Origin of the sequence: Labedella phragmitis (assembly GCF_004078635.1) — a bacterium.
Classification (GTDB): Bacteria; Actinomycetota; Actinomycetes; order Actinomycetales; family Microbacteriaceae; genus Labedella; species Labedella phragmitis.
Genome location: NZ_RZNB01000006.1, coordinates 52,927 through 68,287, shown reverse-complemented (window position 1 = coordinate 68,287; position 15,361 = coordinate 52,927). Strand labels below are relative to the sequence as shown.

Below are 15,361 nucleotides of genomic sequence, written 5' to 3'. Positions count from 1 at the left end.
CGTCAGCCTCGCGGTTCGGCGCCCGACCGAGTGTCGCCACCGCGGTCCGTGCCCTGGCGCGGAGCCCGCTCGGAGAGAGCGCCCGGTCGCCGTGCGCCGGTCGGATCGGTGCGCGACTCTCCGCGTCGGCGGTCGGGATCGTCGGAGAACAACCACCGCGGCTTCGGTTCGACGAGCGGGCGGAACACCGTCCGGACGGGCTTCGACGAGAGCACCATCGTGAGCAGTACGGCGCCGATGAGCATCGCCACGAGCCAGAGCCGCGTCGTGCTCTCATCGCGGAGCACTCCCGTCTCGCGGAGCGGGTACAGGACGAAGCTGTGGAGGAGGTACGCGTACATCGTGTACTGCCCGAACGTCGTGAAGAACGTCTGCCGCCGGGGTACGAGGGAGAAGAAGGCCGCGACGAGGAGGAGGGCGACGAGGATGAGTCCGAGGCGCACGCCACCGGCCCACCACTGGTCCTCGCCGAGCCCATCGTAGGAGTCGTCGTAGAAGAACCAGAACCGCAAGTCGATCCGACGCCAGAGATCCACTCCGAGCCAGAACGTCGCGATCGTGACGACGAAGAGCGCGACGGCGGCGAAGCGGATCCCGACGAGGGCACGCCGACTCGCGGCGTGCCAGCGATCGGCGAGGGGCGTCGAGCGGAGCCGCCACCCGATCACGAAGAAGGGGAGGATGCCGAGAGTGCGCGACAGAGAGAACGTGCTGTCCACGTTGTCGAGGTACCCGACGCCGACGGACACCACGACCGCCCAGAGCACCGGCCATCTGATGAGTGCGAGGTAGGGGAGGATCAGCCGGAAGATGCCGAGTGCGAGCAGGAACCAGAGGGTCCATGACGGTTGGGTCGGATTGAGCTCGCGCTTCCCCTCGACGAGGAACTGCACGAGCGTCCACACCGACTCGAAGATGATGTACGGGAGGATGATGTCGGTGATCACGCGAGACATTTGGCGTCTCCCGGGCGGTTCCGACTTCGAGAAGTATCCGCTCACGACGGCGAACGCCGGCATGTGGAACGCATAGATCGCCAGGTACACCGTGAGAGCCCAGTCCGAGTCGTACGTGAGCCGCTGGATGCCGTGCCCGGCCACGACGAGCACGATGCACGCGAAGCGGACGTTGTCCCAGTACGGCACGCGTCGGCGCGCGGGTTTCTGCAAAGCCTCGGCGTTGGCGGTGTCGACCATCGGGACCTTCCTCGTCGTCCACTCAGGGTATTGGGCGGCGGGAATAACGGCCGACCCCTTGCCGTTGTCATATTCGTATTCAAATGAATAGATCAGAAGGAATGGTGCAGTCATGATGCAGTTCGGCATCTTCACCGTCGGCGATGTCACCGCCGATCCGACGACCGGTCGCACGCCGACCGAGAACGAGCGGATCAAGGCGATGGTCGCCATCGCCCTCAAGGCGGAAGAGGTCGGACTCGACGTCTTCGCCACAGGAGAGCACCACAACCCGCCCTTCGTGCCGTCGAGCCCCACGACGATGCTCGGATACATCGCCGCGCGCACGGAGAAGCTCCTGCTCTCGACGAGCACGACGCTCATCACGACGAACGACCCCGTCAAGATCGCGGAGGACTTCGCGATGCTCCAGCACCTCGCCGACGGCCGCGTCGACGTCATGATGGGCCGCGGCAACACCGGGCCGGTCTATCCCTGGTTCGGCAAGGACATCCGACAGGGCGTCGAACTCGCCCTCGAGAACTACAACCTCCTGCACCGGCTGTGGCGTGAGGAGTACGTGGACTGGCAGGGTCGCTTCCGCACGCCCCTGCAGGGATTCCAGTCGACCCCGCGTCCGCTCGACGACGTCCCGCCCTTCGTCTGGCACGGCAGCATCCGGACGCCGGAGATCGCCGAGCAGGCCGCCTTCTACGGCGACGGGTTCTTCGCCAACAACATCTTCTGGCCGAAGGAGCACTTCATGCGCCTCATCGGTCTCTACCGTCAGCGCTTCGAGCACTATGGGCACGGCCGTGCCGACCAGGCGATCGTGGGCCTCGGTGGTCAGGCCTTCATTCGAAAGAACTCGCAGGACGCCGTCGCGGAGTTCCGTCCGTACTTCGACAACGCTCCCGTCTACGGCCACGGCCCGAGTCTCGAGGACTTCACGGAGCAGACCCCTCTCACCGTGGGGAGCCCGCAGCAGGTCATCGACCGCTATGCGTCGATGCGGGACTACTTCGGCGACTACCAGCGCCAGTTGTTCCTCATGGATCACGCCGGTCTCCCGCTCAAGACCGTGCTCGAACAACTCGACATCCTCGGCGAGGAGGTCGTGCCGGTGCTCCGTAAAGAGCTCGCCGTGAACCGGCCGGCGTCCGTCCCGGACGCTCCCACGCACGCAGCCCGCGTGGCCGAGGCGCGAGCGGCCGAAGCGGCCGTCGACGGCTCCGACGGGTCCACCGCGATCGAGAAGGAGGACACTCATGTCTGATCGCCGCATCGTCGTCGTGACGGCGGGACTCAGTACGCCGTCGTCGTCACGACTCCTCGCCGACCGGATCGCGGCGGCCGTCGTCTCCGACTTGGACGCCCGAGGCATGACCGCCGACGTCTCGACGGTCGAACTGCGCGAATACGGGCGTGACCTGATGGACAACCTCATCACGGGGTTCCCGTCGGTCCGGCTCGACGCGATGCTCGCGGAGGTCGGGTCTGCCGACGGACTCATCGTCGTGACGCCCATCTTCAGCACGAGCTACAGCGGTCTGTTCAAGACCTTCATCGACGTGCTCGATCCGAAGGCCCTCGCCGGCACTCCCGTGCTCATCGGAGCGAATGCCGGCACCGCCCGGCACTCGCTCGCGATCGACTATGCGATCCGGCCGCTCTTCGCCTACCTCCACGCCGAAGCGGTGCCGACCGGCGTGTTCGCGGCGTCGTCCGACTGGGGTGACGCCGACGGGGATTCCGTCCGACCGCTGCAGGAGCGCGTCGAACGCGCCGCCGGGGAACTCGCGACGGCGATCGCGCTGAAGGAACCGAAGCCCGCACCGGTCGACCCGTTCGATCCCGCGTCCTTCGGCGACGGCTCGAATGTCGGGAACATCCTGGGCGGTCTCGCGGGCTTCTGAGGGCGCCACGACGGCGGTGGGGGATCGGGTGCCCCCACCGCCGTCGTGCGTTCGAAGCCCGCGTCAGCGGGCGGCGCGGCGTCGGTGCGACAGCAGGGCGACGGCGCCGAGCGCGAGAAGAAGCGCTGCGGCTCCCACGGTCGGGACGACGGCGTCCGCTCCGGTCCGCGCGAGGTCGTCTGAGGACGCGGACGGAGTCGCCGACGGCGCGGGCACCGACGACGAGCCCGTGGGTGTGTCCGTCGGAACGGTCGGAGCGGGAGTCGGTGTCGGCGTGGGGCTCGGCGCGGGCGTGCGCGAGAAGGTGTTCGTCACGACGAGCTCGATCTCGCGAGGTGAGTCGGCGGTCACGGTCGCGATAGGAGAGGGCGTGAACGCGACGCTGTCGGCACCGCCGTCCTCCGGCTCGGAGAGGGTGCACACTGCGCCGACGGGTACTCCCGGGAAGGTCACGGACTCGCCGGCGCGGACCGGGGATTCACGCGGGAACCCCTCGACGGGGGAACCGGTGCTGTTCTCGCACGCGACGCGGACGAGGAAGTCGACGTCCGGCGCGGGGCGGTCGCCGTCGACGGCCTTCGTGACCGAGATCGATCGGCGGCTCTGACCGGAGCCGTTGCCGTTCGCGTCGACGTAGGTGACGGTGGAGCCGGCGAGCGTCGTTCCGGCCGCCGTCACGGCGTTCTCGAAGACGTCCCCGACCGCTGCGTTCGCGGGGAGGGGGGTCGAGTAGGAGACGAGGTACCAGCCGCCTGCGGTGCGCGGGTTCGGGAACGTGAGGTCGAAGCTGTGGTCCGCCGGGTGGTTCTCGACCGTCCACTCGCCCGTCGACCGGGGAACGGACTCGGCCCGCCGATCGGCGATCCACTCGTCCCAGCCGTCGGGAGCGACGTAGGCGACCGAGAGGGAGGCGAGATCGGTTTCGAGCCGCTCGTCGTAGACGTCTGTCAGGACGACGCCGTCTCCGAGACGTAGGAGGTGCTCGATCGGGACCTCGATGGCCCAGCGAGCCGATGATCCGTCCGGCGCGATGCCCCCGAACTTCCGGATCTGGTCCGGTCCGCCGCTCGGGTCGTCGGCGACGATCCCTCCTCCGGGCACAGCGGCCGTGATGGTCGCACCCGTCGAGGTCTCGAACGTCAGCTCTCCCGAATCCGTCGACGCGGAGGCGATCGCGTGCACGCTGAGAGCCCCGTGGACGTCGTCGTGGTCGAGGACGTAGTCGCCGAGGGTGCACCGGATCGACTGGGCCGCCGCCTCGCACGTCCCGACGACGGCGCCATCGGGGTCGCGGAGATCGAACTCCTGCGCCCACGCCAGCGAGATGGGCGAGGGGAACTCGAGCGCGAAGGTGTCGCCCGGTCGTGCGTCGTCGGCGACGCTCCATTCGGCGGAGACCGTGAACTCCTGGCCGACGGACAGCGGGGCCGAGGGATCATCAGGGTTCGGGGCGACGATGCTGACGGCATCGATCGCATCGATCGCATCGAGCTCAGCGGCCGAAGCCGCGGCGGGAACGGCGGCTGCGGCCGTGAGGCCGAGCAGGGCAGCGCCGAGTCCGCTACCGAGTCGGGTGAGGGAGGTGAATCGCATGTGTTGTCGCTCCTCGACGTCGTGGTGGAGACGGGGAGAGGCCCGGCGGCGCGACTCGCGACACCCGCCGGGGTTCCCCTACGAGGGGAAGAGTCGACTTGCGGTGGATCATGACGCCGGTACGCGAAGAAGGTGAGAGCAGCTCACGACGAGTCGACCCGCGTCTCCCTGGGGCGAAGGAGGCCCCGTCTGGTAGCCTGAAGAGTGGTGCGACCGTCCGGTCTCACCGATGCAACGCGGAGCAGGCCCGGCAGGAAGCTGGTCCTCGGTGGTGGATTTCCGTACCGGTGTACGGCGATTTTCTACTGGAGATCAGCCAGGCTGACCAGCCTGAGGATGTACTGCCTGTTCCTGCTTCGCGTCAGAGGTGCCCGCCCGCGTCCAACGCCGGCGTCGGCACCGGTGAACGAAGGAGAGAAGACCTCAATGGAAGGTCCTGAAATCAAATTCGCCGAAGCCGTTCTCGATAACGGCAAGTTCGGCACGCGTACCGTCCGGTTCGAGACCGGCCGTCTCGCCCAGCAGGCGCAGGGCGCCGTCGCGGCGTACCTCGACGAGGACACGATGCTCCTCTCGGCCACGAGCGCCGGGAAGCACCCGCGCGACGGCTTCGACTTCTTCCCCCTCACGGTCGACGTCGAGGAGCGCAGCTACGCCGCCGGCAAGATCCCCGGCTCGTTCTTCCGCCGAGAGGGCCGCCCCTCGACCGAGGCGATCCTCGTCTGCCGCCTGATCGACCGGCCCCTGCGCCCGTCGTTCGTCGATGGCCTCCGCAACGAGGTCCAGATCGTCATCACGGTCCTCTCGATCGCCCCGGGCGAGTTCTACGACGCCCTCGCGATCAACGCGGCCTCCGCGTCGACGCAGATCTCCGGTCTGCCGTTCTCCGGCCCCATCGCCGGCGTGCGCCTCGCCCTGATCGGCGACCAGTGGGTCGCGTTCCCGACGGCCGCTCAGCTCGAGGACGCCGTCTTCGACATCATCGTGGCCGGCCGGGTCGTCACCGACGAGAACGGTACCGAGGACGTCGCCATCATGATGGTGGAGGCCGAGGCGACCGAGCACAGCTGGGGTCTCATCCAGGGTGGAGCGACCAAGCCGAACGAGGCCGTCGTCGCCGAGGGTCTCGAGGCCTCGAAGCCCTTCATCACGGCCCTCGTCAAGGCCCAGGCGGAACTCGCTGCGCAGAGCGCCAAGGAGATCCAGGACTACCCGGTCTTCCTGCCGTACTCGGACGCCGCCTTCGCCGCCGTCGACGCGATCGCGCACGACGAACTCGTCGGGATCTACCAGATCGCCGACAAGACCGAGCGCCAGAACGCCGACGACGCACTCAAGGAGCGCGTCAAGGCTCAGATCCAGGAGAAGGTCGAGGCCGGCGAGCTCGGCGGCGAGGTTCCGCCCATGGTGAGCGCGGCGTACAAGGCCGTCACCAAGAAGATCGTGCGTGGCCGTATCCTCACCGAGGGCGTCCGCATCGACGGTCGTGGGCTCGCCGACATCCGTCCGCTCGACGCCGAGGTGCAGGTCATCCCTCGCGTGCACGGTTCAGCCATCTTCCAGCGCGGCGAGACGCAGATCCTCGGTGTCACGACGCTCAACATGCTCAAGATGGAGCAGCAGATCGACTCGCTGTCGCCGGTGAAGTCGAAGCGCTACCTGCACCACTACAACTTCCCGCCCTACTCGACCGGTGAGACCGGCCGCGTCGGCAGCCCGAAGCGCCGCGAGATCGGGCACGGCTTCCTGGCCGAGCGCGCCCTCGTCCCCGTGCTTCCCGCTCGCGAGGAGTTCCCCTACGCGATCCGCCAGGTGTCCGAGGCGCTGAGCTCGAACGGCTCGACGTCCATGGGTTCGGTGTGCGCGTCGACGCTCTCGCTGCTCAACGCCGGTGTGCCGCTGCGCGCCCCGGTCGCGGGCATCGCGATGGGTCTCGTGTCCGACACCGTCGACGGTCAGACGCGCTACGCGGCCCTGACCGACATCCTGGGCGCTGAGGACGCGCTCGGCGACATGGACTTCAAGGTCGCCGGAACGTCGGAGTTCGTCACGGCGATCCAGCTCGACACGAAGCTCGACGGCATTCCCGCTTCCGTTCTCGCCGCCGCGCTCACGCAGGCGAAGGAAGCCCGCATGACGATCCTCGCGGTGCTCAACGCCGCGATCGACCAGCCGGACGAGATGGCTCCGACGGCCCCGCGCGTCATCAGCGTGCAGATCCCCGTCGACAAGATCGGCGAGCTGATCGGGCCGAAGGGCAAGACGATCAACGCGATCCAAGACGAGACCGGCGCCGACATCTCCATCGAGGAGGACGGCACCGTCTACATCGGCGCCGTCGACGGTCCGTCGGCCGAAGCCGCCCGTGCCCAGGTGAACGCGATCGCCAACCCGACCAACCCCGAGGTGGGCGAGCAGTTCCTCGGAACCGTCGTGAAGATCGCGACGTTCGGTGCGTTCGTCTCCCTGCTTCCGGGTAAGGACGGTCTGCTCCACATCTCCGAGGTCCGCAAGTTGGCGGGCGGCAAGCGCGTCGAGAACGTCGAGGACGTGCTCGGAGTCGGCCAGAAGATCCTCGTCGAGATCACGAAGATCGATGACCGGGGCAAGCTCTCCCTCGCGCCGGTCGTCGCCGAGGAGGACGGCGCGGACTCCGCTCCGGCCGAGGCGCCTTCCGAGGCCTGATCCACCCGTCACGTCGGCCCGCCCCCTGTCCAGGGGCGGGCCGACGTGCATTTTCGTCCCCATCGGTGTGCACCGAGCGACGTTGTCGAATCGTTATGAAGTTGTCACCGGGTGGCCTCATGTTGAGCCCGAGTCCGTCGGTGGTGTGACATAACCTTCCCTCACGGGCACTCCGCACGGCCCGGATGGGAGAGGGGGCGGTCGCATGTCGCACGGTCACCGCCCTGCGCCGACGTTCGACTCGCTCGTCGCTGACCGCCCCGGTATCGAGACCTCGGTCCCGCATCCGTCCGAGCCCATCGGAGTTCTTCCGGGCCTTCCCGGCATCGGGTCCCGCTTGCGTCGATCCTTCGGCGAGACGAATCTGCGGGTGTTCCCCGTCGGTCTCGGCGGAAGCGTCTTCGGGTGGACCGCATCCGCCGACGAGACCCGGCGCATCCTCGATCGCTACGCCGACTACGGCGGCAACTTCATCGACACGGCGGACAGCTACGCCGGCGGGCTCAGCGAGGTCCGCATCGGCGCATGGATGGCACACCGCGGCAATCGGGACGACATGGTCGTGTCGACGAAGGTGGGCCGGCACCCCGACGCGCCGGGTCTCGGCCCCGTCAACCTCGTCCGGGCTGTGGAGGCGTCCTTGGAACGCCTCCAGACGGACTACATCGACGTCTTGTTCTTCCACGGAGACGACCCCACTGTGCCGCTCGAGGACTCCCTCGGCACCGCGGCCTGGCTCGTCGAGAGCGGCAAGGTCCGCCACCTCGCCGCGTCGAACTTCTCCCCTGAGCGCCTCGTCGAGGCCCGCATCCTCGCCTCCACAGGGCTGCCGCGGTTCGTCGGAGTGCAGCAGGAGTACAGCCTCGTCAACAGACGCGGATTCGAGGGCGACGCCGAGCTCGTGGTACGTGGCCAGCGCCTCGGCGTGCTCGCCTATTACGCGCTCGCGAACGGCTTCCTCACCGGCAAATACCGGACGCGCGCCGATTTCATCGGCGGCGGATCACGCTCCGTGCGGGCCGCCGAGCACTTCGGGCGACGGGGGCTCCGGATCCTCGCGGCGCTTGATCGCGTCGCCGCCGAGCACCAGACGGCGCCGACCACGATCGCTCTCGCGTGGCTGCTCGCCAAGAGCGCGGTGACGGCCCCGGTGGTGAGCGCGTCGCGAGCCGATCAGGTGGATGCGATCGTCGCGGCCTCCGGCGTGCAGCTGAGCCGTACGCAGATGGTCGAACTCGACCGCGTCAGCTCCTGACGCAGGCCGCGGCTCTCGACTTCTCGCGACTCAGTTCTTACACGCCCGTGCGCGGCCCCCGCCGATCTCCGACCCCTGGCATAGGCTGGGGGAGACGAATCGCACCGTCGCTTTCCGTCCGGTCACCGCGGTGCCCGTTACGCGTGGCCCGTCCCCGGTGGTGGTTGATCGCTCCACACCCCCGGTCAGCGGAATGCTCGAGGAGGAACGCAGGGATGTCGCAGTACCTCTACTTGGTCCGCCATGGTGAGCAGCAAGACGCTCAGCACGGCATGCCCGACGGACCCCTCTCCGCACGCGGTCGACGCCAGGCGCAATTGCTCGCCGAGCGGCTCGGCGGACTCCCTCTCACCGCCGCGTACCATTCGCCGTTGCAGCGTGCCGCCGAGACGGCCACGATCGTCGCACAGCGACTGCCCTCCATCACTCCCGAGGAGTCGTCGCTGCTCTTCGATTGCGTCCCCACGGGCAAGACTCCCGAGACCCCCTCGGCGTACGAGCCGTTCTTCGGCTCGGTCACCGACGAGGAGATCGAGGCCGGAACCGCCCAGATGGCCGACGCGGTCGCCGAATACCTGGCCCCACGGCCGGGTGAGCGTCACGACGTCCTCATCACCCACAATTTCGTGATCGCGTGGTTCGTCCGCGAGGTGCTCGACGCGCCGGCCTGGAAGTGGATGACGATCGATCAGGCGAACTGCGGACTGACGATCATGCAGCGCAAGCCCGGCCGCCCGTGGAGCATGCTGACGCACAACGACCTGTCGCACTTGCCCGTCGAACTCCGTACGGGGCTGCCCGACCCGCTCCCCGTCTGACCGGGTCCCGGGTGTCAGGGCACCGGTACGAGCCTCTTCCGGTACCAGTTCGTCGCGTTCGGGTTGTCGTTGTAGGGCTCGACGTCCTGGTAGCCGGCGGAACGGTAGAGCGCACCGGCGGACGTGAGACTCGCGTTGGTGTCCAGCACGATCTCCGTCGCGCCGAATCCGACCGCTCGGCGTTCGAGCTCGTGGAGGAGTAGAGAGCCCCAGCCCCGCCCCCGCGTCTCAGCGCGGAGGAAGAGGTGCTTGACCTCGAAGACCGTCGGCGCGAGCGAGCGGATGCCGCCGCACCCGACGGCCGTTCCCTCGTCGTCGACCACGAGCAGGAAGACGCCGACGGGCGGCACGAACCGCTCAGGATCGGGGAACACCGTGCGGTAGACACCGCCCGTGAAACCGAGCTCTCGGCTCTCGAAGTACTCCGTCAGAAGTCCGTGCGCGACCGGGTCGTCCGTCGCGGTCTCGATGACACTCACCACGCGTCGATCGTATCGGCCCGCCTGTAAGTTGGAGACATGACAACCACCGTCGCCGTCGCTGGAGCGAGCGGGAAGCTGGGCAGCCTCATCACCGGGATCATCGACGGATTCGACGACTTCGAACTCGTCGCCGCGCTCGGGTCCTCGAGCGCGCTGAGCGACCTCGACGGCGTGGACCTCGTCGTCGACGTCACGACGCCCGCCGTGAGTCCCGCGATCGTCGAGCGTGCCGTCGCGAGCGGCTCGAACGTCCTCGTCGGCACCTCCGGGTGGTCCTCAGCACGGCTCGCGGAGCTCGGACGGCGCCTCGAGGGGACCGATCGCGGAGTCGTCGTCATCCCCAACTTCTCGCTCGGCTCCGTGCTCGCGACGAGTCTCGCGACCGTCGCGTCCCGCTTCTTCGAATCGATCGAGATCCTCGAGGCTCACCGTGCGACCAAGGTCGACTCGCCGAGCGGAACAGCCGTCAGGACCGCCGAACTCATGGCGGCGGCGCGAGCCGACGCCGGGCCGGTCGAGGCGCCGCACATCGACCAGAGGGCGCGTGGCCAGCAGGTGACGAGCATCCCCGTGCACAGCATGCGCTTGCGCGGGGTCGTCGCGAAGCAGGACGTGGTATTCGGCGGCGACGGTGAGACGCTCACCATCACGCACGAGACGATCGAACCGAGCGCCGCCTACGACGTGGGCATCCGGCTCGCCCTTCCGGCCGCTCGGGACGCGCGCGGGCTCATCGTGGGGCTCGAGAGCCTCGTCGATCTCGGGATCGCGCTGCCGGGCCGCTCGTGAGAGGCCGAATCGCCGTCATCGTCATGGCGGTCCTCCTCGCGCTCTACCTCGTCCTCGTCGGGCAGAGGGCCGTGCTCTTCGTGGCGACGGGCGAGCCTGTCGCGATAGCGATCGGCGTGGCCCTCATCGTTCTCCCGATCGTCGGTGCATGGGCGCTCTATCGGGAGATCCGGTTCGGTGCCGCGGCCGAACGTCTCGGCCGCATCCTCGAATCCGAGGGGGGCCTGCCGACCGAGGAGTTCCCCGCTCGCCCGAGCGGTCGGCTCGACCGCGACGCTGTCGATGCGGCCTTTCCCGCGTTCCGTGCGGAGGTCGAGGGGTCCCCGCGTGACTGGCGAGCCTGGTACCGACTCGGCCTCGCGTACGACGGAGCGGGCGACAGGCGGCGCGCACGTGCCGCCATCCGCGAGGCGATCAGCCTCGAGCGTTGAGGGCCGCGTCGAGGGCGTCCGCCACGGTGCGGTGGCGGAAGGTGAAGCCGCTCGACTCGAGGGCTCCGGGCGCGATCCGCTGATCGATCAGCAGGAGATCGTCCGCCGCGTCGCCGAGCGCCGTGCGCACGGCGAAGGCCGGAACGGGGAGCCAGTAGGGGCGCGAGAGCCGATCGGCGAGCCCGCGCATGAGCGAGTCCGCCGTCGCGGGCGTCGGCCCGACGAGGTTGACGGCGCCGGAGACGTCGTTGCGGAGAGCATGCACGAGCCCGCGCACCTCGTCTTCGAGGGAGATCCACGGCCAGTACTGGCCGCCGCCGCCGAGAGGGCCGCTCGCACCGAGCCGGGTGAGGGGGATGAGCGGCTTCAGGACGCCCGCCGTCGCCACGACGATTCCCGTTCGCGCATGCACGACGCGCGTCGCGTCGTCCGCCCCGCGCGCCGCTCGTTCCCACGCGACGGTCACGCCGCTCAGGAACCCGGACCCGTGCGCGCTCGACTCGTCGAGCGCCTCTCCGGGTCGCGAGCCGTAGAAGCCCGAGGCCGAAGCGGACAGGAAGACCTCCGGCGGAGTCGGGGAATCGGCGATCGCCTGAGCGAGCGTCGACGTCGTGGCGAGCCGCGAGTCGAGGATGGCCCTTTTGTAGCGAGGCGTCCACGGCAGTCGAGCGATGGAGGCGCCCGACAGGTTGACGACAGCGTCGGCCGATGCGATCAGACGACGGTCCACGCGCCCGGTCGACGGATCCCAGGCTGACTCGTCGGTGCCGGCCGCCGGGCGGCGGACGAGGCGGACGACGTCATCGCCGTCTGCGCGCAGCCGCTCGACGAGAGCCGATCCGATGAGACCACCGGCGCCCGAGACGACGATCCTCACGACCCGTCCGTCACGCGAGGCTCGCTTCGATCGTGATGGGGATGCCGGCGAGGGCCTGCGAGACGGGGCAACCGGACTTCGCCTCACCCGCGATGCGCTCGAAGTCCTCGGCGGAGACGCCGGGCACGTTCGCGCTCACGAGCAGGTGACTGCCGGTGATGCCCGTGCCGGGCTGGAAGGTCACGGCCGCCGTCGTCTGGATGTTGGTGGGCGTGAAGCCCGCCTCGGTCAAGGCGTTCGCGAAGGCCATCGAGAAGCAGGCGGCGTGAGCGGCGCCGAGGAGCTCCTCGGGAGTCGTGGTCGAGCTCGAGCCCTCCGATCGCGCCTTCCAGTCGACGGCGAGGGTCGCCGCCTTCGAGGAGTCGAGGGACACGGAGCCCGATCCGTCGAAGAGGGATCCGTTCCAGACCGTCGTTGCTTCACTCGTCACTGCCATGGTGTCCTCCAGGGTCATCGGGGGGCGGTTCCCGTGTCGGGGAACGGGCGTCATCGCCCGTTCGACCAGAGCCTAACCCCGCGGCCGAGCAGAGGGGGACCCCTGGCGCGAGCACGGTGGCGATGAACCGATAACCTGGACTCGTGGCTCTCGTGCAGAATCCCTTCGGTCAGGTTCTCGTGGCACTCGTGACTCCGTTCACGAGTGACGGCGAGGTGGCGTGGGACGACGTCGAGAAACACATCGACGACGTCATCACGGCCGGCGCCGACGGCATCGTCGTCACGGGCACGACGGGCGAGACCTCCACGCTCACGGACGCCGAGAAGCTCCGGCTCGTCGAGGTCGGCAAGTCGGTCGCGGCCGGCCGGGCGAAGATCATCACGGGCGGCGGATCGAACGAGACCGCGCACGCGATCGAGCTGTACCGCGCGAGCGAACGAGCGGGCGCCGACGGCGTCATGATCGTCACCCCGTATTACAACAAGCCGACGCAAGCGGGCATCCTCACGCACTTCCGCATGATCGCGGACGCGACGGACCTGCCGGTCATCCTCTACGACATCCCGGGCCGCACGGGCGTCCCCATCCGGTACGAGACGATCCTGCGGGTTGCGAAGCACCCGAACGTCGTCGCGGTCAAGGACGCGAAGGGCGACTTCTCGGAGGTCAGCAGGGTCCTCAACCAGACCGACCTCCTCTACTTCTCGGGTGATGACGCCAACGTTCTCCCGCACTTGTCCATCGGAGCGTCCGGACTCATCGGCGTCACCGCGAACATCGCCGCGACTCCCTACCGTCAGATGGTCGACGCGGTCAACGCGGGCGATCTCGCCACGGCGACCGCCGCTCACCGGCGGCTCGAGCCGCTCGTGCGCGCCGTCATGACGCACGTGCCCGGCACCGTCGCGGCGAAGTACATCCTGCACGGGCTCGGCCGCATCTCGAGCCCCCGAGTGCGGCTGCCGCTCGTCGGCCCCGAGGAGTGGGAGGCCGCTCAAATCGAGGACGAGATCGACCTCGTCACCGACATTCCGGGTGTCGACTTCTCGAACTTCAGGCCGGACCGCAACGCGGCAGCCGGCGGTGCCCTGCCCAAGGTGCACGGAACGACCCGCTAGGAATCACGACAGGAAGAGGGCGGATGACCGGCCAGATCATCGAACCGCCGGCGCTCGAGGCCGGTACGCTGCGCGTCATCCCGGTCGGCGGCCTCGGCGAGGTCGGCCGCAACATGACGATCTTCGAGATCGACGGCAAGATCCTCGTCATCGACTGCGGTGTGTTGTTCCCCGAGGAGAACCAGCCGGGCGTCGACCTGATCCTCCCGGACTTCTCGCCGATCCAGGATCGGCTCGACGACGTCGTCGGCGTCGTCCTCACGCACGGCCACGAGGATCACATCGGTGCGGTCCCGTACCTCCTCCGGCTCAAGGCGGACATTCCACTCATCGGCTCCGGTCTCACGCTCGCTCTCGTCGAGGCGAAGCTCAAGGAGCACCGCATCAAGCCGTACACGCTCACGGTGCGTGAGGGCGACGTGGAGCGACTGGGACCGTTCGAGCTCGAGTTCGTCGCCGTCAACCACTCCATCCCCGATGCGCTCGCCGTGGCCGTCCGCACGTCGGCCGGCCTCGTGCTCGCCACCGGCGACTTCAAGATGGACCAGCTCCCGCTCGATGGTCGTCTGACCGACCTGCGTGCGTTCGCACGGCTCGGCGAAGAAGGGGTCGATCTCTTCCTGTGCGACTCGACGAACGCCGACGTCCCGGGATTCACGCCGCTCGAGCGTTCCATCGGCCCGGTCCTCGACTCGGTCATCGCGAAGGCCCCGCGACGCGTCATCGTCGCGAGCTTCTCGAGCCACGTGCACCGCGTGCAGCAGGTCCTCGACGCCGCGGCGGCGAACGGTCGCCGCGTCGCCCTGCTCGGACGATCGATGGTGCGCAACATGACGATCGCCGCCGAGCTCGGCTACCTCGACGTGCCGGGCGACGTCCTCATCGACTACCGCAAGGCGCACGACGTCCCCGACGACAGGATCGTGTTCATGTCCACGGGATCCCAGGGGGAGCCGATGGCGGTGCTCAGCCGGATGGTGAACCTCGACCACGCCATCGAGCCGGGACCCGGCGACACCGTCATCCTCGCATCGAGCCTCATCCCCGGCAACGAGAACGCCGTCTACCGGGTCATCGACGGACTCACGAAGCTCGGCGCCAACGTCGTCCACAAGGCGAACGCGAAAGTGCACGTCTCCGGGCATGCGGCGGCGGGGGAGCTCCTCTACTGCTACAACATCCTCAAACCGAAGAACGTCCTTCCCGTGCACGGCGAGTTCCGCCACCTCTCCGCGAACGCGAAGCTCGCGATCGACACGGGGGTTCCGCGCGAGAACACCATCCTCGGTGAGGACGGGACGGTCGTCGACCTCCGCGACGGCGTCGCTCGGGTGGTCGGCCAGCTCGAACTCGGGTACGTCTACGTCGACGGATCGACGGTCGGCGAGATCACGGACGCGGATCTGAAGGATCGCCGCATCCTCGGCGAAGAGGGCTTCATCTCCATCATCTGCGTCGTCGAAGCGCAGACCGGCCGACTCATCGTGGAGCCCGAGGTGCACGCGCGCGGGTTCGCCGAGGACGACGCCGTCTTCGACGCGGTCAAGCCGAAGATCGCTGCGGCGCTCGCGGAGGCGGCGACGAACGGGGTGAGGGACACGCACGCGCTCTCACAGATCGTCCGCCGGACCGTCGGACGGTGGGTCAATACGTCGTATCGTCGGCGCCCGATGATCGTCCCCCTCGTCATCGAGGCCTGAGCGGAGTTCCGTCCACAGGATGATGACGAGCCGCAGAGCATCCCCATAGGCTGACCCCCGATCGCACGCCCAGGGAGGGCGCG

14 protein-coding genes are annotated in these 15,361 nt (G+C 68.6%); 9 read left to right on the top strand and 5 right to left on the bottom strand.

From position 1 onward, the window contains the following. Window positions 1-2 precede the first annotated feature (2 nt). Window positions 3-1,196 carry an acyltransferase family protein gene (locus tag ELQ90_RS13730; RefSeq protein ID WP_208020663.1) on the bottom strand — a complete coding sequence of 398 codons (1,194 nt, stop codon included), beginning with the start codon at window positions 1,194-1,196 and terminating at the stop codon, window positions 3-5. 115 nt (window positions 1,197-1,311) lie between these two features. Here ELQ90_RS13730 and ELQ90_RS13725 point away from each other — a divergent pair, with 115 nt between their 5' ends. Then, complete coding sequence (locus ELQ90_RS13725; protein ID WP_128495994.1) at window positions 1,312-2,451, top strand: LLM class flavin-dependent oxidoreductase; 1,140 nt, start codon at window positions 1,312-1,314, stop codon at window positions 2,449-2,451. Next, entirely contained in the window at window positions 2,444-3,091 is a 648-nt protein-coding gene (locus ELQ90_RS13720; protein WP_128495858.1) for an FMN reductase, read from the top strand. The genes ELQ90_RS13725 and ELQ90_RS13720 overlap by 8 nt, the downstream gene beginning before the upstream one ends. A gap of 63 nt (window positions 3,092-3,154) precedes the next feature. Here the strand turns inward: ELQ90_RS13720 and ELQ90_RS13715 are convergent, their stop codons facing one another. Continuing rightward, window positions 3,155-4,684, bottom strand: a complete 1,530-nt coding sequence (locus tag ELQ90_RS13715) for a DUF5979 domain-containing protein (RefSeq protein WP_128495857.1) — start codon at window positions 4,682-4,684, stop codon at window positions 3,155-3,157. A gap of 426 nt (window positions 4,685-5,110) precedes the next feature. Here ELQ90_RS13715 and ELQ90_RS13710 point away from each other — a divergent pair, with 426 nt between their 5' ends. The 3 genes from ELQ90_RS13710 to ELQ90_RS13700 all read left to right on the top strand — a co-directional run bounded on the left by ELQ90_RS13710 (window position 5,111) and on the right by ELQ90_RS13700 (window position 9,442). Then, complete coding sequence (locus ELQ90_RS13710) at window positions 5,111-7,369, top strand: polyribonucleotide nucleotidyltransferase (RefSeq protein WP_128495856.1); 2,259 nt, start codon at window positions 5,111-5,113, stop codon at window positions 7,367-7,369. Between the two features lie 205 nt (window positions 7,370-7,574). Next, a complete protein-coding gene (locus tag ELQ90_RS13705) occupies window positions 7,575-8,624 on the top strand; it encodes an aldo/keto reductase (protein WP_128495855.1) in 1,050 nt (349 codons plus the stop codon). Window positions 8,625-8,839: 215 nt separating this feature from the next. Then, a complete protein-coding gene (locus tag ELQ90_RS13700) occupies window positions 8,840-9,442 on the top strand; it encodes a histidine phosphatase family protein (protein ID WP_128495854.1) in 603 nt (200 codons plus the stop codon). Window positions 9,443-9,456: 14 nt separating this feature from the next. On the opposite strand, the gene ELQ90_RS13695 is transcribed toward ELQ90_RS13700, so the two are convergent. Continuing rightward, window positions 9,457-9,924, bottom strand: coding sequence for a GNAT family N-acetyltransferase (locus ELQ90_RS13695; protein ID WP_128495853.1), 468 nt, complete (start codon window positions 9,922-9,924; stop codon window positions 9,457-9,459). 36 nt (window positions 9,925-9,960) lie between these two features. On the opposite strand from ELQ90_RS13695, the gene dapB reads away from it, so the two are divergent. Continuing rightward, window positions 9,961-10,713, top strand: coding sequence for a 4-hydroxy-tetrahydrodipicolinate reductase (dapB, locus tag ELQ90_RS13690; protein WP_128495852.1), 753 nt, complete (start codon window positions 9,961-9,963; stop codon window positions 10,711-10,713). Continuing rightward, window positions 10,710-11,144 (top strand): hypothetical protein, encoded by a 435-nt coding sequence (locus ELQ90_RS13685; RefSeq protein WP_128495851.1) that lies wholly within the window; start codon window positions 10,710-10,712, stop codon window positions 11,142-11,144. Before dapB ends, ELQ90_RS13685 begins: the two co-directional genes overlap by 4 nt. Here ELQ90_RS13685 and ELQ90_RS13680 read toward each other — a convergent pair. Together ELQ90_RS13680 and ELQ90_RS13675 are read right to left on the bottom strand one after the other, a co-directional pair. Next, window positions 11,128-12,021 (bottom strand): TIGR01777 family oxidoreductase, encoded by an 894-nt coding sequence (locus tag ELQ90_RS13680; RefSeq protein WP_128495850.1) that lies wholly within the window; start codon window positions 12,019-12,021, stop codon window positions 11,128-11,130. The genes ELQ90_RS13685 and ELQ90_RS13680 overlap by 17 nt on opposite strands. A gap of 10 nt (window positions 12,022-12,031) precedes the next feature. Beyond that, on the bottom strand, window positions 12,032-12,457 hold the full coding sequence (locus ELQ90_RS13675) for an OsmC family peroxiredoxin (protein ID WP_128495849.1): 426 nt from the start codon (window positions 12,455-12,457) through the stop codon (window positions 12,032-12,034). Between the two features lie 143 nt (window positions 12,458-12,600). On the opposite strand from ELQ90_RS13675, the gene dapA reads away from it, so the two are divergent. Further along, window positions 12,601-13,578 carry a 4-hydroxy-tetrahydrodipicolinate synthase gene (dapA, locus tag ELQ90_RS13670; RefSeq protein ID WP_128495848.1) on the top strand — a complete coding sequence of 326 codons (978 nt, stop codon included), beginning with the start codon at window positions 12,601-12,603 and terminating at the stop codon, window positions 13,576-13,578. Window positions 13,579-13,601: 23 nt separating this feature from the next. After that, entirely contained in the window at window positions 13,602-15,278 is a 1,677-nt protein-coding gene (locus ELQ90_RS13665) for a ribonuclease J (protein WP_128495847.1), read from the top strand. Window positions 15,279-15,361 lie beyond the last annotated feature (83 nt).

Bases quoted from the DNA above. Each gene is read 5' to 3' on its own strand.
- ELQ90_RS13730 (WP_208020663.1), bottom strand. From the start codon at position 1,196: ATGGTCGACACCGCCAACGCCGAGGCTTTGCAGAAACCCGCGCGCCGA.
- ELQ90_RS13725 (WP_128495994.1), top strand. From the start codon at position 1,312: ATGCAGTTCGGCATCTTCACCGTCGGCGATGTCACCGCCGATCCGACG.
- ELQ90_RS13720 (WP_128495858.1), top strand. From the start codon at position 2,444: ATGTCTGATCGCCGCATCGTCGTCGTGACGGCGGGACTCAGTACGCCG.
- ELQ90_RS13715 (WP_128495857.1), bottom strand. From the start codon at position 4,684: ATGCGATTCACCTCCCTCACCCGACTCGGTAGCGGACTCGGCGCTGCC.
- ELQ90_RS13710 (WP_128495856.1), top strand. From the start codon at position 5,111: ATGGAAGGTCCTGAAATCAAATTCGCCGAAGCCGTTCTCGATAACGGC.
- ELQ90_RS13705 (WP_128495855.1), top strand. From the start codon at position 7,575: ATGTCGCACGGTCACCGCCCTGCGCCGACGTTCGACTCGCTCGTCGCT.
- ELQ90_RS13700 (WP_128495854.1), top strand. From the start codon at position 8,840: ATGTCGCAGTACCTCTACTTGGTCCGCCATGGTGAGCAGCAAGACGCT.
- dapB (WP_128495852.1), top strand. From the start codon at position 9,961: ATGACAACCACCGTCGCCGTCGCTGGAGCGAGCGGGAAGCTGGGCAGC.
- ELQ90_RS13675 (WP_128495849.1), bottom strand. From the start codon at position 12,457: ATGGCAGTGACGAGTGAAGCAACGACGGTCTGGAACGGATCCCTCTTC.
- ELQ90_RS13665 (WP_128495847.1), top strand. From the start codon at position 13,602: ATGACCGGCCAGATCATCGAACCGCCGGCGCTCGAGGCCGGTACGCTG.